Origin of the sequence: Neorhizobium populisoli, from assembly GCF_019430945.1 — a bacterium.
Lineage (GTDB): Bacteria > Pseudomonadota > Alphaproteobacteria > Rhizobiales > Rhizobiaceae > Neorhizobium > Neorhizobium populisoli.
Genome location: NZ_JAHYCB010000017.1, coordinates 13291 through 36815, shown reverse-complemented (window position 1 = coordinate 36815; position 23525 = coordinate 13291). Strand labels below are relative to the sequence as shown.

Annotated in this window: 29 protein-coding genes and 1 pseudogene; 19 read left to right on the top strand and 11 right to left on the bottom strand. The window is 60.6% G+C overall.

Translation table 11 applies throughout. The annotated features are described in order from the left end of the window. Positions 1-691 precede the first annotated feature (691 nt). Positions 692-928, top strand: coding sequence for a hypothetical protein (locus tag KX729_RS29660; protein ID WP_219746070.1), 237 nt, complete (start codon positions 692-694; stop codon positions 926-928). Positions 929-1063: 135 nt separating this feature from the next. Here the strand turns inward: KX729_RS29660 and KX729_RS29655 are convergent, their stop codons facing one another. Then, positions 1064-1378: a hypothetical protein gene (locus KX729_RS29655; protein ID WP_219746069.1), complete on the bottom strand. Its 315-nt coding sequence runs from the start codon at positions 1376-1378 to the stop codon at positions 1064-1066. Between the two features lie 39 nt (positions 1379-1417). Beyond that, a complete protein-coding gene (locus KX729_RS29650) occupies positions 1418-2158 on the bottom strand; it encodes a dienelactone hydrolase family protein (RefSeq protein ID WP_219746068.1) in 741 nt (246 codons plus the stop codon). Positions 2159-2376: 218 nt separating this feature from the next. On the opposite strand from KX729_RS29650, the gene KX729_RS29645 reads away from it, so the two are divergent. The 6 genes from KX729_RS29645 to KX729_RS29620 all read left to right on the top strand — a co-directional run bounded on the left by KX729_RS29645 (position 2377) and on the right by KX729_RS29620 (position 7779). Further along, the gene (locus KX729_RS29645; RefSeq protein WP_219746067.1) at positions 2377-2988 is read left to right on the top strand and encodes a hypothetical protein; all 612 of its coding nucleotides are present in this window, start codon (positions 2377-2379) and stop codon (positions 2986-2988) included. Between the two features lie 227 nt (positions 2989-3215). Next, positions 3216-3575 carry a response regulator gene (locus KX729_RS29640; protein WP_219746066.1) on the top strand — a complete coding sequence of 120 codons (360 nt, stop codon included), beginning with the start codon at positions 3216-3218 and terminating at the stop codon, positions 3573-3575. A gap of 72 nt (positions 3576-3647) precedes the next feature. After that, complete coding sequence (locus tag KX729_RS29635; protein ID WP_219746065.1) at positions 3648-5609, top strand: hybrid sensor histidine kinase/response regulator; 1962 nt, start codon at positions 3648-3650, stop codon at positions 5607-5609. Between the two features lie 87 nt (positions 5610-5696). Continuing rightward, positions 5697-5870 carry a DUF3606 domain-containing protein gene (locus tag KX729_RS29630; protein ID WP_219746064.1) on the top strand — a complete coding sequence of 58 codons (174 nt, stop codon included), beginning with the start codon at positions 5697-5699 and terminating at the stop codon, positions 5868-5870. Positions 5871-5898: 28 nt separating this feature from the next. Next, on the top strand, positions 5899-6105 hold the full coding sequence (locus KX729_RS29625; protein ID WP_219746063.1) for a hypothetical protein: 207 nt from the start codon (positions 5899-5901) through the stop codon (positions 6103-6105). Between the two features lie 1437 nt (positions 6106-7542). Beyond that, on the top strand, positions 7543-7779 hold the full coding sequence (locus KX729_RS29620; RefSeq protein WP_219746062.1) for a DUF2934 domain-containing protein: 237 nt from the start codon (positions 7543-7545) through the stop codon (positions 7777-7779). 136 nt (positions 7780-7915) lie between these two features. Here the strand turns inward: KX729_RS29620 and KX729_RS29615 are convergent, their stop codons facing one another. Beyond that, positions 7916-8818 (bottom strand): LysR substrate-binding domain-containing protein, encoded by a 903-nt coding sequence (locus KX729_RS29615; RefSeq protein WP_219746061.1) that lies wholly within the window; start codon positions 8816-8818, stop codon positions 7916-7918. Positions 8819-8920: 102 nt separating this feature from the next. On the opposite strand from KX729_RS29615, the gene KX729_RS29610 reads away from it, so the two are divergent. From KX729_RS29610 to KX729_RS29595, 4 genes are read left to right on the top strand one after another with little or no spacing between them, the layout of a single operon-like run. After that, on the top strand, positions 8921-9349 hold the full coding sequence (locus KX729_RS29610) for a tautomerase family protein (RefSeq protein ID WP_219746060.1): 429 nt from the start codon (positions 8921-8923) through the stop codon (positions 9347-9349). Beyond that, a complete protein-coding gene (locus KX729_RS29605; protein ID WP_219746059.1) occupies positions 9336-9740 on the top strand; it encodes a cupin domain-containing protein in 405 nt (134 codons plus the stop codon). The genes KX729_RS29610 and KX729_RS29605 overlap by 14 nt, the downstream gene beginning before the upstream one ends. Then, the gene (locus tag KX729_RS29600) at positions 9737-10312 is read left to right on the top strand and encodes a DUF4865 family protein (protein ID WP_219746058.1); all 576 of its coding nucleotides are present in this window, start codon (positions 9737-9739) and stop codon (positions 10310-10312) included. Before KX729_RS29605 ends, KX729_RS29600 begins: the two co-directional genes overlap by 4 nt. Further along, positions 10303-11193, top strand: coding sequence for an EamA family transporter (locus KX729_RS29595; RefSeq protein WP_219746057.1), 891 nt, complete (start codon positions 10303-10305; stop codon positions 11191-11193). Before KX729_RS29600 ends, KX729_RS29595 begins: the two co-directional genes overlap by 10 nt. A gap of 166 nt (positions 11194-11359) precedes the next feature. Here the strand turns inward: KX729_RS29595 and KX729_RS29590 are convergent, their stop codons facing one another. After that, the gene (locus tag KX729_RS29590; protein WP_219746056.1) at positions 11360-12124 is read right to left on the bottom strand and encodes a DeoR/GlpR family DNA-binding transcription regulator; all 765 of its coding nucleotides are present in this window, start codon (positions 12122-12124) and stop codon (positions 11360-11362) included. A gap of 80 nt (positions 12125-12204) precedes the next feature. On the opposite strand from KX729_RS29590, the gene KX729_RS29585 reads away from it, so the two are divergent. Together KX729_RS29585 and KX729_RS29580 are read left to right on the top strand one after the other, a co-directional pair. Next, on the top strand, positions 12205-12807 hold the full coding sequence (locus KX729_RS29585) for an NUDIX domain-containing protein (RefSeq protein ID WP_219746055.1): 603 nt from the start codon (positions 12205-12207) through the stop codon (positions 12805-12807). 562 nt (positions 12808-13369) lie between these two features. Next, positions 13370-13525 (top strand): hypothetical protein, encoded by a 156-nt coding sequence (locus KX729_RS29580; protein ID WP_219746054.1) that lies wholly within the window; start codon positions 13370-13372, stop codon positions 13523-13525. Positions 13526-13709: 184 nt separating this feature from the next. Here KX729_RS29580 and KX729_RS29575 read toward each other — a convergent pair whose 3' ends face one another. After that, entirely contained in the window at positions 13710-14396 is a 687-nt protein-coding gene (locus KX729_RS29575) for a glutathione S-transferase family protein (protein WP_219746053.1), read from the bottom strand. 181 nt (positions 14397-14577) lie between these two features. Here KX729_RS29575 and KX729_RS29570 point away from each other — a divergent pair, with 181 nt between their 5' ends. After that, positions 14578-15120: a TetR/AcrR family transcriptional regulator gene (locus KX729_RS29570; RefSeq protein WP_219746052.1), complete on the top strand. Its 543-nt coding sequence runs from the start codon at positions 14578-14580 to the stop codon at positions 15118-15120. Between the two features lie 303 nt (positions 15121-15423). On the opposite strand, the gene KX729_RS29565 is transcribed toward KX729_RS29570, so the two are convergent. From KX729_RS29565 to KX729_RS29555, 3 genes are all read right to left on the bottom strand, one after another. Beyond that, positions 15424-15735, bottom strand: coding sequence for a BA14K family protein (locus KX729_RS29565; RefSeq protein ID WP_219746051.1), 312 nt, complete (start codon positions 15733-15735; stop codon positions 15424-15426). Between the two features lie 325 nt (positions 15736-16060). After that, positions 16061-17065, bottom strand: a complete 1005-nt coding sequence (cydB, locus tag KX729_RS29560; protein ID WP_219746050.1) for a cytochrome d ubiquinol oxidase subunit II — start codon at positions 17063-17065, stop codon at positions 16061-16063. After that, the gene (locus tag KX729_RS29555; protein ID WP_219746049.1) at positions 17055-18479 is read right to left on the bottom strand and encodes a cytochrome ubiquinol oxidase subunit I; all 1425 of its coding nucleotides are present in this window, start codon (positions 18477-18479) and stop codon (positions 17055-17057) included. Before KX729_RS29555 ends, cydB begins: the two co-directional genes overlap by 11 nt. A gap of 218 nt (positions 18480-18697) precedes the next feature. Here KX729_RS29555 and KX729_RS29550 point away from each other — a divergent pair, with 218 nt between their 5' ends. Together KX729_RS29550 and KX729_RS29545 are read left to right on the top strand one after the other, a co-directional pair. After that, entirely contained in the window at positions 18698-18934 is a 237-nt protein-coding gene (locus KX729_RS29550) for a hypothetical protein (RefSeq protein WP_219746048.1), read from the top strand. Then, on the top strand, positions 18931-19257 hold the full coding sequence (locus KX729_RS29545; RefSeq protein ID WP_219746047.1) for a hypothetical protein: 327 nt from the start codon (positions 18931-18933) through the stop codon (positions 19255-19257). Before KX729_RS29550 ends, KX729_RS29545 begins: the two co-directional genes overlap by 4 nt. Positions 19258-19385: 128 nt before the next feature. Here the strand turns inward: KX729_RS29545 and KX729_RS29540 are convergent, their stop codons facing one another. Both KX729_RS29540 and KX729_RS29535 read right to left on the bottom strand, forming a co-directional pair. After that, positions 19386-19643, bottom strand: a complete 258-nt coding sequence (locus KX729_RS29540) for a hypothetical protein (protein WP_219746046.1) — start codon at positions 19641-19643, stop codon at positions 19386-19388. 213 nt (positions 19644-19856) lie between these two features. After that, positions 19857-20099: a hypothetical protein gene (locus KX729_RS29535; RefSeq protein WP_219746045.1), complete on the bottom strand. Its 243-nt coding sequence runs from the start codon at positions 20097-20099 to the stop codon at positions 19857-19859. A 356-nt stretch (positions 20100-20455) separates the two neighbouring features. On the opposite strand from KX729_RS29535, the pseudogene KX729_RS29530 reads away from it, so the two are divergent. From KX729_RS29530 to KX729_RS29520, 3 genes and pseudogenes are all read left to right on the top strand, one after another. Beyond that, positions 20456-21265, top strand: a pseudogene (locus KX729_RS29530) (OB-fold nucleic acid binding domain-containing protein); the annotation flags it as partial. Between the two features lie 70 nt (positions 21266-21335). Continuing rightward, the gene (locus KX729_RS29525; protein WP_219746044.1) at positions 21336-22052 is read left to right on the top strand and encodes a helix-turn-helix transcriptional regulator; all 717 of its coding nucleotides are present in this window, start codon (positions 21336-21338) and stop codon (positions 22050-22052) included. Positions 22053-22098: 46 nt separating this feature from the next. Then, positions 22099-22467, top strand: coding sequence for a DUF1330 domain-containing protein (locus KX729_RS29520; protein WP_219746043.1), 369 nt, complete (start codon positions 22099-22101; stop codon positions 22465-22467). 287 nt (positions 22468-22754) lie between these two features. On the opposite strand, the gene KX729_RS29510 is transcribed toward KX729_RS29520, so the two are convergent. Continuing rightward, a complete protein-coding gene (locus KX729_RS29510; protein ID WP_246617958.1) occupies positions 22755-23522 on the bottom strand; it encodes an SOS response-associated peptidase in 768 nt (255 codons plus the stop codon). Positions 23523-23525 lie beyond the last annotated feature (3 nt).

The window sequence follows — 23525 nt, the reverse complement described above, 5'->3', positions numbered from 1 at the left end:
AGTGGCTTTCGATGCCGCGGTGATCTCCGGGTAGTGACACTACCAGCGAGCCCTTAGTCCCACCCGTCGATCGCGGCGCAATTCAACGTCCAGTTCGAGCGATCCGCCCTTCCGGGATGGACGGCTTGTAAAAGCGGAAGCCTCGTTCGAGGCTGCCTATAATCCGGCGCGTCTTAAGGGCATCGACTGGGATCGCATGGTTGGGGACGAGGCAGTATTGAAGGGAATTGTGCGCCACTTGGACGGGATGGGCTTTAACGGCGGCCTAGCGTGGAAGTCGTTCGAGCTGCAGAAGCCTGGTTTGCTGCAGCTTCATATGAAGCCCAGTCTAGTTGCATCAATGTTCCCCGACGCCGTTGCGGACGCGGTAATGACTCGGGCGTCCTCTATCTGATCCTGCCAATTCACGTGCGAGCGGCCCGATTTCACCAAACGCTCTGTAGTGCACGAGCTCGATGGTGGGACCCAACAGCATTCGCCTATTAGCGTTCACTCGCGTAGGTCGGCACGCGGCAATGATCCCGTTCGAGGCGCGGCGGTGTCAGATAATGGAGACGCGGACGCAGTTCTCAGCTTACTGAAACAAATAGGAAACTCGTAGGTTGTGGTGCTCGTTTCTCGAATCCGGAGTTTCACATTGAATGTCCCGCCACAGGCTTTAGCCGAATTCTCGCCTCTGGAGCGACAAGCAATGCTCGAGCGTCTCGCGGTCACTCTGGTGCGGAACGCGAGCTGGGCGGCGGACGAAGGCGACGACGGCCTGGAGATGGTTATGGTTTCCGTCGGTAAGGCCATCATGACCGTGGCCGACGATCTTGCTTGCTGCGACGTCATGCTCGCAGAAGACGTTGCCGCCAGAGCCGTGGCACTGATCACAACCTTTCATAGCCGCCACCCTCGGTATCCCACTGGGCCAGCCTTGCATTGACCACCGATAGAATGACTTACGAAATCTTCTTCGGAAATCGATTCAGGTGCCTGTTGTGAGCGCGGGGTCGACTTGGTCAGCCGACGGCAACTGCTGCAGCGCGTGCGGCTGGTAGTCGGACGCACTACGGTCGCTCTATCCTGAAGCGGGAATGCTTATCCGGGTTCCGCTGTCGACGACGATCCAAAGAGTTCGAACCATGTCGGCCGCCTCGAGCAGCCCGCGATGCAGGCCTTCACGAGAAGCGCCATCCACGTTGGTTGCGAGCCGATCCAGTTGGATGACCGCGTCGTGCTCCGTGCCGTCCGCCGGGATGCCGACCGTCTCGCGTAGGTCGCGGATGACCGTGATCGACCGCCTCAGCAAGCTTACCGCTTCGAAATCGGAAAGGCGGTCGGTCTCGTTGGCGGAGCGGACGAGTTCGGAAACGAAGGAGGGAATGCTGCTCATTCCGAAAAGTGAGCCGATAGAGAAGGTATCTGCAAGACTTCAGCTCCGTCCTAGCGTCTCGCCGAAGAGTTGGAGAAGGCGTCGCCAGTGTCGTTCGGCTCCGGCTTCATCGTACACGCCGTCACGGTCGGGAACGGTCCAGCCGTGCTGCATGCCGACATAGCTCTCCAGCGCGAAGTCCGCGCCCGCCCGGCGGAAGGCATCCGCGAATCGGGTCGACTGCTCTGGAGGGAAGCTGCCGTCGTCAGACGCGGTGCCGACGTAGACGCGAGCTTTGATTTCGCTCGCCAGAAGGTGAGGGCTGTCGGCCGTGTCGCTCGCCAACGCCGCGCCGTGAAAGCTCGCCGCCGCCGCAAAGCGGTCCGGGAACTTCGCCGCGACGGTGAGCGCGCGCCTTCCCGACATGCAGTATCCGACGACGCCCAGAGGCGGCGCGACGCCCTCGCGCTCGAAGACCTGGAGGAATGCTTCCGTGTCGCTCGTCGTCATCTCGACGGTCGTTTCTCCCATCATCTTCAGCAACTGGTTTCGCGACGTCTCGTGGGCGAAGGCAGATCCCGTGTAGGGGCCGTACTCCCCGAAGCGGTAGAAGAGGTCGGGCAGCAGGACCAGGTAGCCGTCGTCGGCAAGCCGCTGAGCCATCTCGTCCATGGAGGGGCGGGGGCCCATGGCGTCCATGAAGAACAGGACGCCGGCTCGGACCGGTCTGCCATCGACAGGAGTGAATAGTCCTGCGGGAGCTATACCGTCCCTGGTCGAAATCTGAATGAGCTTCTTCAAGTTGAAATCCTTTTTCCGTGGATCGTAGTGACATCACTGGCCCGCCTACAAGACCGGTCGAGATGGGCATTCCAGGGAACGACAGAATCGCGATTGACTCTCTGAAAAATGTTTATTCTGTTCCGCATGATCAGGTTCCTCAAAATATCCCGAATAGGTTGAACGGCAAGCGGTCCCGCGGCCGCAGGCACCCCGTCACCTGTTCGAGGATGTTCATGATGAGCCATCCGCATTTCGCGACGCCTGCGGCGCTGTATGCCGCCTATGAATCTGCTTCAACCAAACTCTTCTATCCACGCGCAGCGGTCCGTTGCTCGGGCGATCCGATGTTCCGCTCAAGACATGCACGCGACCTGGCGTGTATTCTCGACGTCGATCCTGACGTCGTAGCTTGGCTCTGCCTCCCGCTCGAGTTTCACACCGAGCGCGGCCCTCACGTGCCGGACTTCCTTGTCGACTATGAGGGCGGCGTCCGCATCTACCTTGACGCGGTCGAGGAGACCGGGGCGCCGGAAATCGCGGAGGGCGCCGCGGTAGCCGGCCTCCGGTACCGCGCCGTACCTAGGCAGGAAGTCAGGCAAGGCTCCCGTCTAGCCAACGCAAGGGACATGCTCCGCTACGCCCGCTCTCGCACTCCCTTGAATGACCGGATCCGAATGTTGTCTGCGCTGGAAGAAGCCGGATCGCTGACCATCGCTGACGGCTTTCAGGTCTTCCGAGAAACACAGCCGCTCACAGGCATCTCGTGGATGTACCTGCACCGCCTGATCTCCATGGACATCGATGAGGTGATCAGTCTGGACACCGTCGTCCGCCGCTATCATCGCTGACGGAGGCGAACATGGATGATCAATACGTTGCGCGTCGAGTGACGACGCTCGAGCGCGTCGCCTATGGCGCAGCCCTTAAGAAGAGCGCGCGTTTCCTGCAACGGCGACGCCGCGTTCCTCGATCGACTTTCATCCAGAGGGCCTTCGTTTCCAAATTAATTCGGCTACACGGAACTGAACCAAGAGCCGCCCGTTTCTTTCGATGGTGGACGAGGACAAGGTGACTAATGCCGCATAGAGTTCTGGTGGTCGAAGACGAACCCCTTGTCAGAATGCTGGCCGTCGACATCGTGGAAGACGCGGGGTTCGAGGCGATCGAGGCATCGAACGCAGACGAGGCTCTCGATATTCTAGGGAAGATTTCCGACATCCGGATGCTTTTTACCGATATAGATATGCCCGGCTCCATGGACGGGGTGGGGCTTGCTGCTGCCGTGCGTGATCGATGGCGTCAGATCCAGATAATCGTCGTTTCAGGCAAGCATCGCCCGACAGGCGCCGAGATGCCGGCCTGCGGCTTGTTCTTCTCCAAGCCCTACGACGTCTCTCAGGTTGCTCTGGCCATGCAGGGAATGCTTGCCGCTTGAGATGTTTCCTAACTTCAAGGCCGCTGCCTGCTCCGAGGCACCGCCCGCTGCACACATTTGCGGAACCATGATATGACAGCCCATGTAAGCTCGCTCCGGTCCGGCTCCCTCGAGGATCGCTACCGCATCCTTGTAGATGCGATTACCGACTATGCCATCTACATGCTCGACACCGAGGGGCGCGTCTCGAGCTGGAACTCCGGGGCGCAGCGCTTCAAGGGCTATGCCGAGAGCGAGATCCTCGGAGAACACTTCTCCCGTTTCTACACGGACGAGGACAAGGCGACGGAACTGCCTGCGAGGGCGCTGGCGACTGCCAGAGCCGAGGGTCGCTTCGAAGCCGAAGGCTGGCGCGTCAGGAAGGGCGGCGAACGTTTCTGGGCTCACGTCGTGATCGATGCGATCAGGGATCCGCACGGACATCTCGTCGGCTTCGCGAAGATCACGCGCGATCTTTCCGAACGCAAGGCTGCGGAGGAAATTCTACGACAGAGCGAGCAGCAGTTCAGGCTGCTGGTTCAAGGAGTCACCGACTACGCAATCTACATGCTCGACCTGGACGGCAACGTGGCAAGTTGGAATGCCGGCGCTCAGCGCATCAAAGGGTATCTGCCCGACGAGATCATCGGAGAGCACTTCTCGAAGTTCTACACGGACGAAGACCGCGACGCCGGCTTTCCGGCAAGAGCGTTGGAAACGGCCGCGCGCGAAGGACGCTTCGAACGCGAGGGATGGAGGATACGCAAGGACGGCAGCAGGTTCTGGGCCAACGTCATCATCGACGCCATCCACGGCGACGACGGACGTCTGGTGGGGTACGCGAAGATCACGAGGGACGTCACCGAAAAGAGACTTGCTCAGGAGGCCCTCGACACGGCGCAGAAGGAACTTTTCCAGGCGCAGAAGATGGACGCCGTCGGCCAGCTCACGGGCGGCGTCGCGCACGACTTCAACAACCTGCTGACTGCGGTCCTGGGGAGCCTCGAAATCGCACGGAAGCGTGTCGCGTCCATGCCCGACGTCGTCGGCCTGATCGACAATGCGATCGTAGGGGCGAAGCGAGGAGCTTCGTTAACGCAGCGGCTGCTCGCGTTCTCCAGAAAGCAGGACCTCAAGCTGGAGGTGGTCAGCGTCCCCGACCTCGTCAGGGAGATGGCCGAACTCCTACAAAGATCCATCGGGCCGGGCGTCGAGATCAGCACGACCTTTCCGTTGTCCCTACCGCAGGTGCTATCCGACCCGAACCAGCTTGAAAGCGCGCTGCTCAACCTTTGCGTCAATGCCCGCGACGCCATGCCCGACGGTGGGATGATCCAGATCGCCGCACGCAAGCATGTCCTGCGCGCTGGTCAGGTGCCCGAACTCCCGGCAGGCGAATACGTGTGCCTTTCTGTCAAGGACGAAGGCGAGGGGATGGACGAGGAGACGCTGGAGAAGGCGACCACCCCGTTCTTCACGACGAAGGGCGTCGGCAAGGGCACCGGACTAGGGCTCCCAATGGTGCAAGGACTGATGGCGCAGTCCGGCGGACGGCTCGTCATGAAGTCGTCGCTCGCAAACGGTACGACGGCCGAGCTGTGGCTGCCCGTCGCCGACCGAAAAACCGATCCGGTCATCGACGTCCCGTCGCTGGTTTTCGAGCAGCCGGCTCCGATGCGGCCGCTCACCGTTCTGGCCGTCGACGACGACGCCCTGGTGCTGATGAACACCGTGCTGATGCTGGAAGATCTCGGGCACACAGCGATCGAAGCCCATTCAGGTGACGAGGCGCTAGCTGCTCTGCAATCCGGGCCGCTGCCCGACGTGCTGATTTCGGATCACGCCATGCCACGCATGCTGGGGGCCGACCTCATCCGGAAGGTGGCCGGGCGGCATCCCCACGTGGGATTGATTCTGGCCACCGGGTATGCGGAGCTTCCGACAGGCGAGGATCCTGGCGTCCTGCGACTCCCGAAGCCGTTCACGCAGATGCAGTTGCGCGACGCGCTCGCGGCAGTCGTCGCCGACCGGCATCGGAACGCAGACGGCAATTAGTCGCCAAGGTCTTCCGGTCTGGCCGATAGCGGTGGAACTTCATCATTTGTCCAGCGTTTCTGGCGAACTCATGAAGGAGGTGCTCACATGCCAACATCGTCGAAAGGCCGTGCTCAGGATCGGGCGAAAGTGGCCGGCGGCCAGGACCACGAAGTTCGATACGAAGCTTCTAAGGAAGACGTATCTAAGTCCCAGGTCAAGGACGCCGTGAAGAAGGTTGGCAATTCGCGCTCGAAGGTCGAGAACGAACTCGAGAAGTGAGCAATAGCCACTGGAGCACGATTCCACCGTGATCGATCCCCCTACCTGCAACCCGGAATCTCCAGAGCGAAAGGTCGAACTCGACCAGACGGTCGACTACGCCGTCCAGCTTCTCGTCGAGGAAGCGCACCTCGTCGGGTGGACCCGCGTCGAGTTCCTTACGGCGATTCTCGACGCCGCCAATGCGCGGCTGTCCGCTCTCGAGGAGGAAACCGAAATGGAAAGCGGCATTTGAAGATCGCGACCTCCACCGGCCTCGGCCTCGGTTTCTAATCGCGTCACAGAAAGCGGAGGCACATGCTGGAAGGATCGACGTCCGTTCGGATGACGACGAAACCTGCTTCATTTTTAAGATGGACGCCGCGTCCGGCGACTGAATAGCGTCGACGCCACGCGCTATAGCTGCGGCAGAGGCGTGGGATCGTGGAGAAGTTCGTTAATCACGGTCTCGGCCCGGTGCAGGCATGTCGACGCTCCCTCGACGACAGTCGACGCGGCTGGCGCTCCTTGAAATCGAAAACTCGGTTGCTGCCTGAAGGGGTGACCACCGCGAAGTGGTCGTTCGGACTATAGATCGCTTTCCGATACCCTTTGAAGTCACGCACCATGCTGGGCATGGATCGCGCTGGCGCGCCAGGTCCGGGAGCGATGGCCGAGGGTGGGGATCATCTTCGCCAGCGGCGACGAGCTGGGCCGGCAGGAATCAGGTATTGTCGACGCAGTCCAGCTCACGAAGCCTTACACGTCCGAGGACCTCGCGCGTGCGCTGCAGCAGGCTACTTTCAGTGCCATCCGAGCGCGGGCGGGCTAAAGCCGCCCGAACGACAGTTGACGCGGCGAACGACACATCTCTGACGACCGCGGGTACGATCACGCACTACTTCGAGAGCCTTGTCTGGACAGTGCTTCTCTGTCCTAAACTTCAGAACGGACAAGGCTAGGCTCCACACCTCAAAGCCTTATCCGTTACGAGCAAGGCACAGCCATGAGCTCGCTCAGCGATAGTAGCAATACATTTGTCGGTTGCAACCTGGACTTTAGTCCCTGCTTGCTTACCAAAGCACAAGCACTCCTGGAGCACCCAGGTTTTCCCTAGGACCAATGACCTTGGGAGAGGATAAGCTTCACGTAGAGTTCGCCTCTGTCGGCATCGCTGGTGTTATAAAGATCCAACTTCCTAGCGCGAAGAAAGTCGTCAGCGTCGCGGATTTCGGCACCAGATACGGGCTCCCAAAAGACAAGCAAGCCCGGCTGGTAAGCTTCTTGGATCGTTCGCGCGCAAACACGAATTACTGATGAATGCCCGCCGCGAGACAAGGATTTGCTGAACGTCTTCGGGTGTGATGCCCAGCTTGGCAGTCATATCGATGATTACTACAGCCAACTTCGTATAGGCGACCGGCATCGCGTGTAGCGGCTACATGGCTGAAGGCTCCCACGCAATTTTCTAAAAAAAGAACCCGGCACAGGAGATGGCCGGGCTTTATAAATGCCGATCTTGGAGAAGCGATAGCTCCAAGTTTGAGAACGCATTGATCAGCAGAGCTTTTATACTAAACCCGGCGTCTCTTTTCAACCGCAGAGACGAGGTTCCAGTTTCGAGCTTTCGTTCGTCGCTTACGGAACTGGCGTCGTCGCTAGCTGTTCGAGTGGAATGCACGAGGAGATTATCATGGACGACGAAAAGATTAGAGAGATTGCGCATCGGAGATGGGAGCAGGAGGGCCGCCCGGAAGGGCAGCATGACCGACACTGGAGAGAGGCGGAGCAGGAGCATTCCGGCACGACGCAGACGATGCCGTCCGACCACAATAGCGGGGTGTCGCCGACTTCGCGTTCAGAAGGCGTTCCTCACGGAGAGCAGGACGTCGAAGAGCCTTCGAACGATTGGCCTTTGGCGGACGAGTAGGCATTGTCCTCCGCGAAGGATTCGGTGGCCTTGTAAATCCTGGCGATCTTCAGTTTCCGACCTATCCAGCACGAGGTGCCTCGCGAGCGAGTAGACGTCTCCCCCCGATTGGTGTCGCCGCGGTCAACAATGCCGCTCAGGCAGTAGACATTCCAAGGTCTCGGCCAATCGCGGATAGCACGTCGGTTATCACTAGCGAAGCAAGTGCTTCCGCCGCGGGAGACAGATGAGCTTCGGCGCGGTGAAGCGTCAGTCCGATCGAGGACAGCGAGGGAAGCGTATCGGCTATGGAGTCGATCCTTGTCACCTTTTCCGGGAGCCACAGCTCCGTCCTCACCGTGACGCCCAATCCCGCCGCGGCGGCCGCCCACAAGCTTGCGAGGCTGGAGCCGACGAAGCTGATGCGCCACGGCCTTCCCGCGTCGTCGAGCGCCTTCGCACCGATAGTCCGCATCAGGCACTGGTTGTCGAGAGCAAGAAGTGGAACCGGCTCGCGCGGGTCTATCGTGTTCCTGTATGTCGCGCTTCCGACCCAGCAGAGCGGAACGTCGGCAAGAGGCTGGCAGTGGGCCGTACGGGCCCCGTCGCTCCACGCAAGCGCGAGGTCGAGCCTCCCTCCGGCGATCGCGTCGAGCAGTTCAGCGTTGCGGGCGACGCGAGCCTCGATCTTCACCTTTGGGTGCGCCCGCGCAAATCGACCAAGGACGTCCGGCAGCAGCGTCTCCCCGAAGTCTTCCTGCAGACCCAGCCTCACCCAGCCTTCGAGTTCGACGCCATGTACGGCGATGACCGCCTCGTCGTTGAGCTCGAGCAGGCGCCGGCCGTAGGCAAGCATTGTCTCACCGGCCTCGGTCAGGGCAAGGCCCCGGCCAGCCTTGCGAAACAGTTCGGCGCCCGTCTGTTCCTCCAGCTTCTTCAACTGGGCGCTGACCGCCGACGTCGATCGTCCGAGCCGGTCCGCCGCCTTCGCGAAGCTGCCGAGTTCTATGCCGGTGGCGAACGTCCGAACAACGTCGAGGTCCAGGTTGATCTTCTTCATCGTCCTGTTTCTCCGAACCATAAGTTCTAAACAATCTGATTTTCCGTACGGATATGCCATGCGATCTTGCCGGTGTAAACAGCCACACGACAGGAGCCCCTGATGCCTTTCGTTCGAATTTCCATGATCCGAGGCAAGCCCGAAAGCTATATCCGCTCGATCGGCGACGGCCTCCACCGCGCGCTCGTCGCCGAATACGACGTGCCTGAGAGTGACCGTTTCCAAATCGTCCACCAGCACGAACTGTACGAGCTGATCTTCGACCCGACGTATCTCGCGGGTCCGAGGACGGAAGACTTTATTCTCGTCGCCGTCACCGCAGGCCGCGCACGGACAACGCAAATGCGGGGAGCCTTTTTCAAGCGAGCGGCCGAGGAGCTTCAACGCAGTCCGGGGCTGGACCCGAAGAACCTGATGATCGTCATCATCACGACGCAGCCGGACGAATGGTCGTTCGGCGACGGGGTTGCCCAGATGGTGTCGGCAGATTGGCGCGTGCAGGTGGGGGAGGCGGGCTATGAACAGGAGTAACCCAGCTTCCATGACGATCCGTCGGGCTGGTGGTGCGGCTCTGTCGCCCGCCGGGATCAGCAGCACGCCCTTCTGGTTCGAAAACCTCCTTGACGGAGGTGGCGACGGCGACCTGGCCGCGATTCGGGCCGACCTCGCTCCTGGGACGATCACGAAGTGGCACTCCCATCCGCGCGGGCAGCTTCTCTATGCCCTGTCCGGCGTGGGACTAGCGCAGGTTTGCGGCGGTGAGGTGAACGAACTCCGTGCAGGCGATGCGGTATGGTTTGCTCCGGGTGAGAAGCACTGGCACGGCGCCTCGCCGCACGGGACCTTCGCCTACTTGTCGGTGCAACTCTGGCAGGACGGCCGCAACGTCGACTGGTTGGAACAGGTGGAGCAGAGAAGATGATTGCGATGCAGTATAGCTTCCCGCTTCCCGCCGACTACGACATGTCGATCATCGATCGGCGCATCAGTGATAATGGGCACAGGCTCGATGGCTTTCCGGACCTCCGCTTCAAGGCGTACCTGTCGGCGCGAACCGGCGAGATGCAAAGCCCCGAAAACCTCTACGCTCCCTTCTATCTATGGGAGCGGGCTGCGGGAATGGAGGCTTTCCTGAGTGGCCCAGGTTTCCGGGCCGTCAGCAGTGCGTTCGGCTGGCCGAGCGTTGCTTCCTGGCTTGTTTGGCACCAAGACGTCTCCATGGACGTCGCGGCGGCAGGATGTGCCATGAAACATATCCTGCCGATTGCGCCGTATTGCGATCTTCAGGCGCTGCGGTGCGAGGCAACCCGGCGCGCGCTGGAGCAGACAACGATGGGCGCTCTTGCCTGCGTCACAGGCTTCGATCCGCGTGGTTGGTCGCTTGTGGAGTTCTCGCTCTGGAGAGAGCCGCCCACGGACCAGTTGCCGGGACAGAGATACGACGTTGGCTACGTTGCTGTTGAATCAGGATATGCGGGTGAAAGATGGAAGTGACACGCGACGTGGATAAGTTGGCCAACCATGCGACTACGCCGCTTAAAGCCAGCCTGGTCGGCATGGCACTTTGTATCCTGTCGATGATCAGCATTCAGGTCGGTGCCGCGCTTTCCGGTCCAGTCATGGAAAAGCTCGGATCATTTGGGGCAACCTGGCTTCGGCTCTTGTTTGCCACCCTCTTCCTGGTGCCCTTCGTGCGGCCACGCATCAGGGACTACGACGTCCGGCACTGGCAGTCGGCTGGAGCGCTGGGATGTGCGATGGCGATAATGACGCTGTGCTTCTTCGCCTCGATTCAGTACATCTCTCTGAGCCTTGCTGTAGCGATCGATTTCCTCGGTCCTCTGACCGTCGCAGCTCTTTACGGCCGCGGTGTCTGGCGAATCCTCTGCCCACTTATTGCTGCTGCAGGGGTGTTGTGCCTTTCGTGGGACGGACGATCCTGGACGGGCAATACGGCTGGTGCTTTTCTGGCACTCGGCGCCGCAGTAGGCTGGGCTGGCTACATCATCCTCATGAAGCGCGTCGGCCGCCGCTTCGCGGGACTAGAAGGCTTGGCGCTCTCGCTCCTCTTCGCGACCCTGGTTGCAACGCCGCTTGGTGTAATCGAAGCTCTTCAACACGTAACACCGATGCTTGCCCTTCAGGTGGCACTCTTGGCGATTCTTGTTCCCTTGATGCCATACTCGCTCGAGTATCTTGCACTCAAACGCATGCAGACGTTCTCCTTCGGGCTTCTGATGAGTCTGGAGCCCGCCGTCGGCGCCGCAATCGGGTTGCTGGTCCTGGGGCAGGGGCTTGCTCAGGTTCAAATGCTGGGGATCGCAATGGTCGTTGGGGCGAGTGCTATCGGCTCAAGGCTGCAGGTCGGAAAGTGAACCGCACGGATGAGGTGCTTTAATTTAGATTCTTCGTAAGCGTCCACCCCGAAAACCTCACCGGCAGCAGTATGTTTTCGTACACGTATACGAAATTCGCTCGGCGCAGTCGGTCTAAAGAAGGAGGCTGGTAGCGCCGGGCTGTCCGATGTAGCGCCGCTTCATCTCAAGCACCGGCGTGGACAATCGAGACCCCGAGGCTCGTGAACGGGTCTATCAGGTCTGGTGGGCAGCTCCTCGCGACGAGCAGGCTATCGATTTGGTCGAGGGGCACGACGCTGTGTGCCGAGACCGCCCCAAGCTTCTCTCGTGAGGCAAGCACGACCGTTTCGGCGGATTGTCGGCTGATGGCGCGCTTGACGGCTGCTTCCTCCCGGTTGCCGGTTGTGAGGCCGTATTCGGGATGGATGCCTGTGACGCCCATGAAGTAGATGTCCGGCCGAATGGAGGTGATTTCTTCGATGGCAACGGCGCCGACGGTGACGTTGGAGTGCTTGTAGAGCCGCCCACCGATAAGCTCGACTTCGACCCCCCCATGAGCGTGAAGTGCCACTGCCACATCTGGACTGTGGGTTACGACAGTCGCTTGAAGGTCGGTGGCTGCCAACGACCGGGCAAGCGCGATAGCCGTGGTGCCACCGTCCAGGAACACGGTCTGTCCGTTCTTGATCATGCCAGCGGCCGCCTTCGCGATCGCCGCCTTGTCCGCCGGCTGAACCTTGCGTCTCGTCGGCAGGTCAGCAAGCGCTTTCGAGGCGGGAAGGGCGCCGCCGTGCACCCGCTGAAGCAACCCCTCGGCGGCAAGTTCTCTCAGGTCACGCCGAATTGTATCCTCAGACAGTTCCAGCTCAAGGCTCATCTCCTTGGCCACAACCCGACCCACGCTTTCGAGGCGCTGGAGGATGAGGGCCTTCCTTTCCACAGTTAGCATTCGCTTCTCCTTCTCTGCATGATATTGCACGAACGCAGAGATTGTGCAATGTCAGGCAACGGTAGAATATGGAGCTCAAAATGATGCTTGCGGATCGCGTGCAGATCGAAGACGTAGCGACACTGTCTGATGACTGGTACGTCCTGAAGAAGACAACCTTTCGCTTTTTAAGAGCAGACGGCACCTGGCAAAGGCAGAGCCGGGAAACCTATGACCGCGGAAACGGCGCGACGATACTCCTCTACGACCTCGATCGGCGCACAGTGGTGCTGACGAGGCAGTTCCGCTACCCGGCCTTCGTGAACGGGTATGACGACCTGCTGATCGAGACGCCCGCCGGCCTTCTCGACAAGGCAACGCCCGAGGAGCGCATCAGGGCCGAGGTCGAGGAGGAGACCGGATACCGCGTGACGGACGTCCGCGAGGTGTTCGACGCCTTCATGAGCCCCGGTTCCGTAACGGAGCGAATTCACTTCTTCGTCGGGTCTTACACGGCTGCGGATCAGGTTTCCAGCGGAGGAGGCAACGCCGATGAGGGCGAGGATATCGAACGTCTGGAACCGACGATCGAGGAGGCGCTCGCGATGATTGCCGACAGGCGGATCCGCGATGGGAAGACCATTATGCTGCTTCAGTACGCAGCCCTGAACATCTTTGATGACTGCAGACAGGCGAAGCGATGAATGGTCTTGTCCTATATGGGCACTAAGTCCGTCTGAACCGTGCGCGATGAGGCGACGACGATGGACACTATGAAAAAAATGCGCTCGATCGGGAACTAGCCGGCGTCGCCGGACACGTGAAGATCAGTCAATTCTGACTCTTGTCAGGGCTGACTAGCACCGTGCGGCCGTGGCATGCTGTTTGGCAGAGTTGTAGGCAGTGCCGCCGACGGAGCTTCCTCCTGGCTGCGCCGTCAGACGAAGTCTCCGATCTTGCAAGACTGGAACACAGTTCCGGGATTGCCGTCCTCGCTCACCACCGGCCTTCCTTCGCGCTTCCAAACAACTACGCTTGCGTGCCTGTTTGCCAGGTCGCGCGCCCCCTTTATCGCCGCCGCTCGTCCGTCGAGGTGCGCGGGTCGAAGGCCTTCACCGGCTGATCCTTGTCGTCGAGGTTGAAATTGAAGACATAAAAGGCCGGGGTGTTCGTTGGACTGCACCCAGCCCCCGCTTAGAGGCTTCGTGGGCAAGGGTCTCACTGAAGGCTGGTTAGACCCACGTTCAACGGTATCTTGAGTCGCTGATGAATCTGATCGTGGAAGGGAAGATCGGCCCTTTCTTCCTCATCGCCAATCGGATCGGCCTGGAAGAGGGGCATGAGGCTTACAAGACCTACCGGGACAAGAAGGAAGGCTGCGCGAAGGCGTCATTCGGCCAAACGGCTGACTCGATTCCATAGACGGACGCGCCTACGGTCGGCGCGGCCGTCCCGTTCCGTGTATCGCGATTGAGTGGATGGCCGGCGCCGCCGACCTGGTGGCCATCACCCCCCAAGTGCGTGGCTATCGACCCTTCAGGTGCCATTTCCCCTTCCACTCTTACAGCGATACCTTTTACTGTGTCAGAGCAGCGCGACCACTCTACTAGAACCCCAGCCGACGGAGATCTTCAGGCAGAAGGTTCTGCCCTGATCTTCCTTTCACGCTCGGAAGTTCGGCCACCCGACCACGCCACTGTGCCAGATGTTCGAGGCCATTCGCCGGCTGCACCCCGGCGACGTCGCCGAAGAGAAGGCCCGCGTACAGGGTGATGTCCGCGATAGAGAACCGGTCTCCCGCGAGGAAAGAAGAGCGGGCAAGGACCTCGTCGAAGTACGCGAACCCGGACATGGCGGTGGCGCGGTTCCTTAGCGCCCACTCCTCGCGTCCGTTCCACTCGGGGCTCTTGTAGGCCTGAAGGGCTGCACCGAGACCCGGAGTCCCGTGGTGGAAGAAGATTCCCACGGGATCGAGGACAAATGCTTCTGCTCGCCTCTGCATCATGTGGACTATGGCCTTCTCCTTCGGAGAGGCGCCTGTAAGCGTCGGATTTCCGTCGAGGTTGTCGATGTATTCCGAGATGGCGGTCGCTTCGGAAATAAACGTCCCATCATCGAGTTCCAGGACAGGGATGACCCCGGATGGATTAAGCTTCAGAAAGGCTTCCTGCTTGTGCTCCGCCGCAATCAGGTCGACAGGAACGTATTCGACGGCGGCGTCCAATCCTTTCTCTGCAAGGACGATGCGGATTCGGGCGGCATTTGGAAAGCCGGGGCGGTCGTAGATTTTCATGGATGATCTCCAGTTAAGCGCTACGCGATCTACCTAGCGCTAGGTCAGAAAAGCATCGAGCTGGTCGTCTGTCAATCCCCTACCTAGCGCTAGGTAAATTCTTGCGGCGAGTAGAGTTTGATGTTAAGGGTGGTCGAAACAGGATGAGCAGCAGATGACGACCGACACTCGCGACACCATCATGGACGCGGCCAAGCTCGTGGTGCAGCGGGAGGGCTACAATGCGCTCAGCTTCCGAGAGCTGGCCAAGGACATCGGCATCAAGAACGCCAGCGTCCACTACCATTTCCCTACGAAAGGCGACCTCGGCCAAGCTCTAGCGAAGCGGTATGCCGAGGAGGCGAAGGCGTTCCTAGAAGGATTGTCGCTCATAAAGGAAGACGGCGCCGAGACGATGAGGACTTACGTGGAAGCTTTCCGGCTCGCCCTGAAAAACGACAATCGGATGTGCCTCTGCGGGATCATGCTCGCCGAGAGGGATGCTCTTCCAGGGCCGGTGCTGACGGAAGTCGAACGTTTTCGGTCGGTGAACGTGGACTGGTTGCGCGAATTCATCTCCGTGCATCGACCGAAGGCCGGAGAGGTCGAACTGGGCGACGACGCGCTCGCAATCTTCTCGGCAATCGAGGGCGCGCAGCTCGTCGCGCGCGGAAGCGCGGACATCGGAATGTTCGACCGTATGATGGATCGGTATGGATCAGCCGGTCTCTTCCCGGTTTGGTAAGGCAGGTCAGTGCAGGTCGTGGTGGAAGCGGAGGAGGAGGATCTCTGGAAGCAGATCGACGTCGGCTTGGCCGTCGGGGACGAATCCGTTTCTTGCAAATAGTCGAGCCATCGCTTCGGCTTCACGTCGTATCCGCAGGAATATTCAGGTCTAACTCGCTCCGTGCGACATCCGTCGCGTAATCAAGAAGCTCGGTTGCAAGCCGCTGGTCGGGCGAAGTCTCCCATCTTAAGGCGATCCCGAAATCGTCTCCAGCGGCATGCTTTCCACGGGGTGCCAGGTCGCGTGCTAGTGAGTCGATCGTCACTTTGGAGACACGCACTCGATGCGGCGGCCGCGGCCATTGTCATAGGTGTTGTCTACAGCGCTGTAGGCAAGCGCGTAGCGGGCTGCGCACCAGGAGACGTGCCTGACTTCAGCGGGAGAGAGGGCAGAGGTCCGGGGGCTACCGACGCTTCCGGCATCTTCGGCATACGCCGAAACTGCCTGTCTGGACCCGGCGCCGGCCTTGCCGGCTGCTTGTGGCATCTGGAACGCCTGGACGGAGTTCAGTGCTAGAGCGAAGAAGATGCCGCTGAAGGTGGACAGAGCGGCGAGCTTTGCGATTTTGCGCATGGAATGACCAATCGTTAGGACTTACTTAAGAAAGGTCGCTGGGCTGAAATGGTTCCGTTTCGCCGGCAGAGCGCCGGCGATCCGCATAAACGAGCCGTTGTCGTGGACGCTAAATCAAGGGATTCAAGGCCGTCCTATCTTGAGAAGGTCGTAACAACTTCATGCCAAACCGGCGAGATCCGATTCCAGACATCGTCAAATGAGGCTCTCTCCTCTTCGACCTACTTTAGGAACGAGCGGATTATCAGCCCGACCAGGGTAACTGTGCCCACGCCAGCCAACCAAAGCCCGATAAACCATGCCGCCTTTCGAAGAGCCTCGTGCATCAATGATATCCTTCCTCTGGGTCTACCTTGCCGCGGAAGACCCAGTAGGCGTAGGCGGTGTAGGCCAAGATCATCGGCACGAGGATCGACGCACCGACAAGCAGGAACTTCAGCGAACTGTCCGGAGCTGCGGCGTCCCTGATCGTGAGCACACCGGGGATCATGTATGGATAGAAGCTTATGCCCAATCCAGCGAAGCTGAGGATGAACAAGCCGAGCGCCGAGAGGAAGGGCTGCAGGTGCTTGCCGTGGGTGAGGCCGTGCCAGAGCGCGAAAGCGCAGAGAGCAAGCAGCAGGGGCACGAATGAAGAGAAGAAGGCGGTCGGCCATCCAAACCAGCGTTCGAAGTAAATCTCGTTGATAAACGGCGTCCAGAGAGACACCGCGCCGATCAAGGCCAGGAGGGCGACGCTCAAGGGACGTGCGAGCTTCGCCGATCGGGACTGAATCTCCCCGGACGTCTTCAGATTGAGCCACGTCACGCCGAGCAGCGCATAGCCGACGAGAACCGCTATCCCGGTCAGGATAGAGAAAGGGGTAAGCCAGTCCCACCAGCCGCCTGCGTACTGCCTGCCTTCCACAGCGACACCCTGCACCAGCGCGCCGAGAGAGATGCCCTGCATGAGAGCCGCGACTGAGGACCCGATCCAGAAGCCGAAGTCCCAGAGGTGGGATTCGTGATGCGTTCGCCAGCGGAACTCGAAGGCGACACCGCGGAAGATCAGGCTGACCAGCATCAGGATGATCGGCATGTAGAGCGCGGGCATGATGATCGCGTAGGCGAGCGGGAAGACTGCCATGAGGCCGCCGCCGCCAAGCACCAGCCATGTCTCGTTGCCGTCCCAGACTGGGGCGATCGAGTTCGTCATCACATCCCGGTCGTGCCGCTTTCGGAAGAACGGGAAGACGATGCCGATCCCAAGGTCGAAGCCGTCCAGCACGACATAAGCAAGGACCGAGAAGGCGATGATCCCCGCCCAGACGAATGAAAGGTCAATGTCCATGTCGGCCTCCGATCGGATGATCCTGTGCAGCGCCCGGCATGATGCCCGCCGTCCGGATAGGACCGGCATCCAGTTCCCGGTCTGTGTCCAAAGGCGTCGGCGGCCGTTGCATGAGCTTCAGCAGGTAGTAGACGCCCACGCCGAAGACCACGAAGTAGACGGCGATGAAGATGAGTAGCGAAGTGCCCACCGCGGGAGCGGAAACCGGAGAAAGGCTGTGGGCAGTTCTCAGATGGCCATAGACCGTCCAGGGCTGACGGCCGACCTCGGTCGTGTACCAGCCGGCAAGCACCGCGATGAAACCGGAACCTCCCATTGCTACCGCGATGCGATGGAGCCAGGGCGTGTCGTACAGGTTCCCCTTCCAGCGCGCCCACAGAGACCAGAGCCCGACGCCGAGCATCAGGAAGCCGAGACCAACCATGATGCGGAAGGTGATGAACGGCATCAAAGCCGGAGGACGCTGGTCGCGCGGCCATTCCTTCAGTCCCTTGATCTCGCCATTCAGTTCGTGCGTCAGGATCAACGATCCGAGCTTCGGCACCTCGATTGCGTAGTGGGTGGTCTCCGCCTCGTCGTCGGGAATGCCGAACAGGACAAGAGGAGCACCATCCTTATGCGTCTCGTAATGTCCCTCCATGGCCGCGATCTTCGCAGGCTGGTGTTCCAGCGTGTTCAGGCCATGCAGGTCGCCGACGAAGATCTGGATCGGAGTGACGATGGCCGCCATCCACATGGCCATCGAGAACATGATCTGGGCCTGGCGGTTCTTGCGGTCCTTCAGAAGGTGCCACGCGCCGACGGCGCCCACGGCGAAGGCGGTGGTCAGGAAGGCCGCCATCACGGTATGGGTCATCCTGTACGGGAAGGACGGGTTGAAGATGATCTGCCACCAGTCTTCCGGCACAAAGACGCCGTTGGAGTCGATGCTGAATCCGGTAGGCGTATGCATCCAGCTATTGGCCGCCGTGATCCACGTCGCCGAAATCAGCGTGCCGATCGCAACCATCGCGACCGCCACCATATGAGCCGTGTCTCCGACACGTTTGCGGCCGAAGAGCGCGATACCGAGGAAGCCTGCTTCGAGGAAGAAGGCGGTGAGGACCTCGTAGCCCATTAACGGGCCTATGACCGGTCCAGCCTTGTCGGAGAAGGCGGACCAGTTGGTGCCAAACTGGTAGCTCATCACGATCCCGGAGACGACGCCCATGGCGAAGGTCACTGCGAAAATCGTCTTCCAGTATTCGAAGAGCTTGAGATAGGCCTGGTCGCGCTTCCACAGCCAGAGCGCGTTCAGGACGGCGAGGTAGCTTGCCGTCCCGATCGAGAAGGCGGGAAATAGGAAGTGGAACGAGACGGTAAACGCGAACTGCAGCCGCGCCAGCATTTCGGCTTCGAGACCAAGGAAGGTCATGACGACTCCATTTTTTGAGGACCCTCGAACTCGGTGCCGCCGCCCCGGTTCCGGGCGTGGCATCGTGGCTGTTTATGTCGGCCTCTCGGACCACAACGTAGGGTGAAATCTGTCGAGGCCAACCTCACCCTGTGTCGCGCGTCGGAATGCCACGTCCCGAGGCACCAGGCAGGGCTGCCGCTAAACAGATGTAGCACCCCAGCTCTGGGTTACATTACATGTCGCTTGCCTACCGGACCGTCAAGTCGGTGGTGGATCGCGATCGGGTCCGCGCAGACGACCGGGCGGTCGCCGCACGGGTGGAACGAATCCTCCAGGAGCAGATGAAGCGAGCCGCCGACATCGTTCGCGCATGCCGATCCGCGGTAGAGGTCATCGCCGACGTCCTGGTGGAGAAGGGGATCGTCGAGGGTGACGAGGTGCATCGTGTTCTGAAGCAGGGAGCGGCGGCATGAGCGAGGCTGATTGGAGGGATGTCGTCAGAGGATTGAAGGCTTCGATCGACCCGGACCGCCGACGGCTGGTCAAGAGCATCGTGCGGGAGGTCGCAGGCGATGCGCTTCCTGTCCGGCTCGCGCGCAAGAGGCTGCTGCTCATGACGGTGGACGCCCTGAAGGGCCGGCCGGCTCTGGTGGCCGTTGACGGTAATGACGTCGTGGTAGTCGTCGGGCTGGAGGATTTGATTGACCTGGTGATGGAGCCGCCGCCGACTCTTGGCGAAGTCATGGAGCGCGCGCGACAAGGAGGTGTGCCGCGCGACCGAAGGCAGGGGAGATGAACATGCGACTGGCAGGAAGAACAGCGCTAGTCGTAGGATGCGCGCCCGTCGTAGCGGAGCTCCGGGCCGCATTGGCTGCGGAAGGGGCCATCGTGCTCGACGAGGCCGCTGAGAATAGCTGCGAACTCTCATGCGCCCCTTGCGAACTCGATATCCTGGTCGATGTCGGCGGCGAATTCGTGGCGAAGCCCTTCCTGAAAGTGACCGACGAAGACTGGAGAACTGGGTTCGAAGACAACGTCGTGCGGAGTTCCCGCTACGCCCGCAGAGCCTTGCCGCTCATGCTGCTCGCAAACCGAGGCATCGTTGTCTTCTTGATGAATCGCGGTGGGGCTGAAGCGCAATGGAAAGCAATTCACCAAGAGGTGACGTATCGTGCGCGCCAAGCGCTCGTCCGGGAGCTTGAGGAGCTCGTAAAAGGCACGGACGTCGTCCTCGCTACAGCTCCGCACCCGATGCGGGAGAGGCCGCCCGAAGAGGACCCGGCTTCACTAGGGCAGGGAGACCGCCAGCTTGATGCCTCCCTGTTAGTTTCTTTAGTCGCAGAACTCTTAAGAGCGAGGACGTCGAATGGGGTTTAGATCGCCACGGATGACGGCCTAGAAGAAGTCGCCAACCCTCCCGGCCTGGAAGAGAACCTCTGGATGGCCTTCCTCCCCGACTACCGGATCGCTTTCAAGCTTCCACGCGACGACGCCCGCATGCCTTGAAGAAAGATTTCGAGCAGCATCGACGGCCGCCTCGACGCTCGCGGCGGCGTGCGGTTCGAATGCCTTGACCGGCTGGTTTCGGTCGTCGAGGTCGAAGGCAAGTACATAGAAGGTGGTGAACGTTCCGGGCATCGAGTGGTCTCCTTTGCCATCGAAACGCATTCCGGCCCCGCACGGTTTCGGGGGGCTTGCACGGCTTGTTTCGTCGGCCGGCATCACCATCTTGGTTCCGTCCTCGAACCTGGAGCCTCGAGATGGAAGACGCGTCCGTTGAAACGACATCTGCATGTGAAATCGAAATCCTTCCGCCGGAGCGCGATGCCCACTGCGAAGGAGGCGCGGCATGCCTTTTGTGCGGACGGTGGCAATCCCTAATGGACGAAGACGGGTGCGGCATCTGCGAAGAGTGCCTCGCGCCGTAGTCCTTGGCAACTTCTGGAAATCGGCACCCGTTTCCGATGATCGAAACCATCAGGAGGAATTCGCATGAACAGGAGTTCGAAAGCGTCGACGATGCCTGGTGACGTTCTGATGTTCCAACGGAGACGCTTGTCCAGCTAGCAGAGGCGGACGCCTTCCGTCCCTCGCTGAACCTCGAGCGCCGCGATGCGCTGTGGGCGATAAAGGCTCTGCGCGACGAGCCGCTTCCGCTTTTCGCGGCCGCGGCCGAACGCGAAGCCGCCGTCATCCCGGAGCAACAGGAGCCGGAGGTCGAGTTGCGCCAGATGACGGAAGGCCACAACGTTGTCGAGGACTACGGCCACGTCGGCCTGACGCTGCGCGAACATCCGCTTGCCTTCCTGCGCCGCGACCTTCAGGCACGGAACATCATCACGTGCGCAGAGGCGATGAACTCCCGCGACGGCCGCTGGGTTTACGCCGCACGTCTCGTCCTGGTGCGTCAGAAGCCGGGGAGCGCCAAGGGTGTCATGTTCATCACCATCGAGGACGAGACCGGTCCGGCCAACGTCGTCGTCTGGCCCTCGTTGTTCGAGAAGCGGCGTCGTGTCGTTCTCGGAGCGAGCATGATAGCGATCAACGGCCGCATCCAGCGGGAAGGCGACGTCGTCCATCTCGTCGCCCAGCAGCTCTTCGATCTGTCGGGAGACCTGTCCGGACTGGCCGATCGCGACATCGACTTCAAGCTGCCGACGGGCAGGGGAGACGAGTTCGCGCATGGTTCGCCGGGCAGTCCGGATTCTCGGGATCGGCCGAGGCCGGTGCCGCAGCCGCGGGACATCTTCGTCAGGGATCTCCACATAGACACCCTCAGAGTTAAAGCGCGGAATTTTCAATAGACGGGCGTTCTTGGACGCCGGTCGCAGGCGCACTAGATATCTCCGACCGAAAGACGGGACGACTAGCTGAATGTCGAGAACAAGCCGCCTCCTTGAAATGCTTGGCATGCTTCGAGCACGACGAACGCCGGTAACCGCGCTAGAGCTGTCACAGGAACTGGGGGTCTCCGAGAGAAGCGTTTATCGTGACGTCGAAACCCTTCGTCTGCTTGGGGCACCGCTCGACGGGCAGGCGGGCATCGGATTTCTGCTGCGCGACGGATTTTTCCTGCCGAACTTCGCATTCTCGGCGGAAGAGGTGGAGGCTCTGATCCTTGGGCTGACGTGGGTGCAGCAGAGAGCCGATCCGGCTCTATCTCAGAGCAGCGACAGCGCTTTAGCCAAGATACTTTCGACCCGCACAGACCGGCTGCACGACGAAAATTCGCCGGCTCTCGTATCGGCGGCGTCCGTTTCACAGCGTTCAGATCCGGCGCAGGTCGGAATACTACGTGATGCGATCCGTCGCCTGCGAAAGGTCGCGCTCGTATACGAGGACGCCGGCGGCGCTACGTCTGAACGTGTCGTCTGGCCGATCACCATCGTCTATTTCGACGACGTTCGGGTTCTCGCTGCGTGGTGCGAAAGCAAGTCGGCTTTCCGTCACTTCCGCGTCGACCGCGTGAGGTCGGCATTGATCCTCGACGAGCGGTATCCGGAGCGCCGGGCCGTGCTCATGCGGCGTTGGCGCGAGCAGGATCGGGACTGGCGTTCGTTCCTGACAGTTTCTGACGGAGCGTCGGTTTAAACTTTCTGAAGGCGTCGCAAGGACGCTGCTATGAAAGGATAACTCAATGGTCGCGTTTTCACCCGACGTCTTTGCCAAGTTCCTATTTGAAGAGGACGACGCCCCAGTCGTGATGCTGAACCTTCTACGGTTCGTCCCCGAGGGCGGCCGGGAACGGCATCTGGAATACCTGAGAATGGCGGAACCCATTCTTGCCCGCTTCGGTGCACGGATCCTATTCCGTGGCGACGGCCTCGACGTCCTTACGAACGGGCAGGTGGAAGGGTGGGACGCGGTGCTGCTTGTGCAGTATCCGCGGCGGACGGCCTTCCGTGAGATGGTGGAAGACGCCGATTACCAGAAGGCGTTCGAAGTAGGAAAGGCGGCGCTTGCAGATATCGTCCTGCAGCCTCTGCAGATCTCGAAAGGACTTTGAATTATCCACTACAGGCTGCCGCGCTATAATAGGGCCGCGGCAGCCCTCATTCGCTCCGCACGTCGCACTGGAGGTGTAACAAGGCTCCTCAAGCGGAAGTGGGCTCTCGGTTCAAAATCCTCATGGTCCGTATCTGAGCCGCAAGCGCGAGCATCGCCTTTGACACTGTTTCATCCGACATCTGTTCTATGTCGCTTGCGATGTCCCGGATGACTCTTTCGGCGGCATCGTCGACGGTGCGACCTTTCCAGTCTTTACAAGCAGACCCCGCAGCGCGCCGGATGCAGTTACGCCTCTTTCGAGAAGCAGACGCCTGTCGGCGCCTCAACACAGTTCGCCGCCCGTACGAACTCCGAAATAATGTCGGTCGTCACGGTCAAAGGGAGTTCACCTCCGGCATAGGCTTGCCCGCGAACTTGGAGGAGTTGACGTCCCGAGATACTCTGTGGAATTCGACCTTGTCGTCGAGGTTCGCCTGCAGAAGCTCCTTCGCGCGCGCGCGCGGGCGTCGTGCCGACATCGAGCCATTCCTTGTAAACGGACGGGTCGAGGATCACCGGCTGCCTGTCGTGGAGCGTCTTCATTGGATTGCTCGCGGGCATCGTGACGATGGTACAGCTCGTGACGTCCAGCTTGTCGTTGTGGGCCCAAAGCCCCGCGAACGAAAACGGCCGGTCGCCAGCAAGATGGATGTGCCAAGGGTTTTTCTTGCCGTCCGAAGGGTCAACCGTCCATTCGTAGAAAGCGGAGGCGGGGATCAGGCAGCGTTTGCTCTTGAAAGCGTCCCGGAAGCCGGCCGTCGTGTCGATGGTTTCGACTCTGGCATTGAACATCGCCGCTTTCGGCATTTCTTTCGCCCACCAAGGCACCAGCCACCATCTGGCTTCTTCCGCCATCTGCCGCCCTTCGCCATCGTTATGAACCATCAGCACTGACGTGGTCGGCGCGATGTTGAAGCGGGCCTCCGTGTTTCGCCCCCGCTCGACGTCCCAAGGCAGGTCGTAAAGATCGACGAACGCGGGCCACTCGTGCTCCAGGGTAAACCGTCCACACATGCG

Excerpts from the sequence above, each read along its gene's own strand:
- KX729_RS29660 (WP_219746070.1), top strand. The coding sequence starts at position 692 with ATGCTCGAGCGTCTCGCGGTCACTCTGGTGCGGAACGCGAGCTGGGCG.
- KX729_RS29655 (WP_219746069.1), bottom strand. The coding sequence starts at position 1,378 with ATGAGCAGCATTCCCTCCTTCGTTTCCGAACTCGTCCGCTCCGCCAAC.
- KX729_RS29645 (WP_219746067.1), top strand. The coding sequence starts at position 2,377 with ATGAGCCATCCGCATTTCGCGACGCCTGCGGCGCTGTATGCCGCCTAT.
- KX729_RS29640 (WP_219746066.1), top strand. The coding sequence starts at position 3,216 with ATGCCGCATAGAGTTCTGGTGGTCGAAGACGAACCCCTTGTCAGAATG.
- KX729_RS29635 (WP_219746065.1), top strand. The coding sequence starts at position 3,648 with ATGACAGCCCATGTAAGCTCGCTCCGGTCCGGCTCCCTCGAGGATCGC.
- KX729_RS29630 (WP_219746064.1), top strand. The coding sequence starts at position 5,697 with ATGCCAACATCGTCGAAAGGCCGTGCTCAGGATCGGGCGAAAGTGGCC.
- KX729_RS29620 (WP_219746062.1), top strand. The coding sequence starts at position 7,543 with ATGGACGACGAAAAGATTAGAGAGATTGCGCATCGGAGATGGGAGCAG.
- KX729_RS29615 (WP_219746061.1), bottom strand. The coding sequence starts at position 8,818 with ATGAAGAAGATCAACCTGGACCTCGACGTTGTTCGGACGTTCGCCACC.
- KX729_RS29610 (WP_219746060.1), top strand. The coding sequence starts at position 8,921 with ATGCCTTTCGTTCGAATTTCCATGATCCGAGGCAAGCCCGAAAGCTAT.
- KX729_RS29605 (WP_219746059.1), top strand. The coding sequence starts at position 9,336 with ATGAACAGGAGTAACCCAGCTTCCATGACGATCCGTCGGGCTGGTGGT.
- KX729_RS29600 (WP_219746058.1), top strand. The coding sequence starts at position 9,737 with ATGATTGCGATGCAGTATAGCTTCCCGCTTCCCGCCGACTACGACATG.
- KX729_RS29595 (WP_219746057.1), top strand. The coding sequence starts at position 10,303 with ATGGAAGTGACACGCGACGTGGATAAGTTGGCCAACCATGCGACTACG.
- KX729_RS29590 (WP_219746056.1), bottom strand. The coding sequence starts at position 12,124 with ATGCTAACTGTGGAAAGGAAGGCCCTCATCCTCCAGCGCCTCGAAAGC.
- KX729_RS29585 (WP_219746055.1), top strand. The coding sequence starts at position 12,205 with ATGATGCTTGCGGATCGCGTGCAGATCGAAGACGTAGCGACACTGTCT.
- KX729_RS29580 (WP_219746054.1), top strand. The coding sequence starts at position 13,370 with ATGAATCTGATCGTGGAAGGGAAGATCGGCCCTTTCTTCCTCATCGCC.
- KX729_RS29575 (WP_219746053.1), bottom strand. The coding sequence starts at position 14,396 with ATGAAAATCTACGACCGCCCCGGCTTTCCAAATGCCGCCCGAATCCGC.
- KX729_RS29570 (WP_219746052.1), top strand. The coding sequence starts at position 14,578 with ATGGACGCGGCCAAGCTCGTGGTGCAGCGGGAGGGCTACAATGCGCTC.
- KX729_RS29565 (WP_219746051.1), bottom strand. The coding sequence starts at position 15,735 with ATGCGCAAAATCGCAAAGCTCGCCGCTCTGTCCACCTTCAGCGGCATC.
- cydB (WP_219746050.1), bottom strand. The coding sequence starts at position 17,065 with ATGGACATTGACCTTTCATTCGTCTGGGCGGGGATCATCGCCTTCTCG.
- KX729_RS29555 (WP_219746049.1), bottom strand. The coding sequence starts at position 18,479 with ATGACCTTCCTTGGTCTCGAAGCCGAAATGCTGGCGCGGCTGCAGTTC.
- KX729_RS29550 (WP_219746048.1), top strand. The coding sequence starts at position 18,698 with ATGTCGCTTGCCTACCGGACCGTCAAGTCGGTGGTGGATCGCGATCGG.
- KX729_RS29545 (WP_219746047.1), top strand. The coding sequence starts at position 18,931 with ATGAGCGAGGCTGATTGGAGGGATGTCGTCAGAGGATTGAAGGCTTCG.
- KX729_RS29535 (WP_219746045.1), bottom strand. The coding sequence starts at position 20,099 with ATGCCCGGAACGTTCACCACCTTCTATGTACTTGCCTTCGACCTCGAC.
- KX729_RS29525 (WP_219746044.1), top strand. The coding sequence starts at position 21,336 with ATGTCGAGAACAAGCCGCCTCCTTGAAATGCTTGGCATGCTTCGAGCA.
- KX729_RS29520 (WP_219746043.1), top strand. The coding sequence starts at position 22,099 with ATGGTCGCGTTTTCACCCGACGTCTTTGCCAAGTTCCTATTTGAAGAG.
- KX729_RS29510 (WP_246617958.1), bottom strand. The coding sequence starts at position 23,522 with ATGTGTGGACGGTTTACCCTGGAGCACGAGTGGCCCGCGTTCGTCGAT.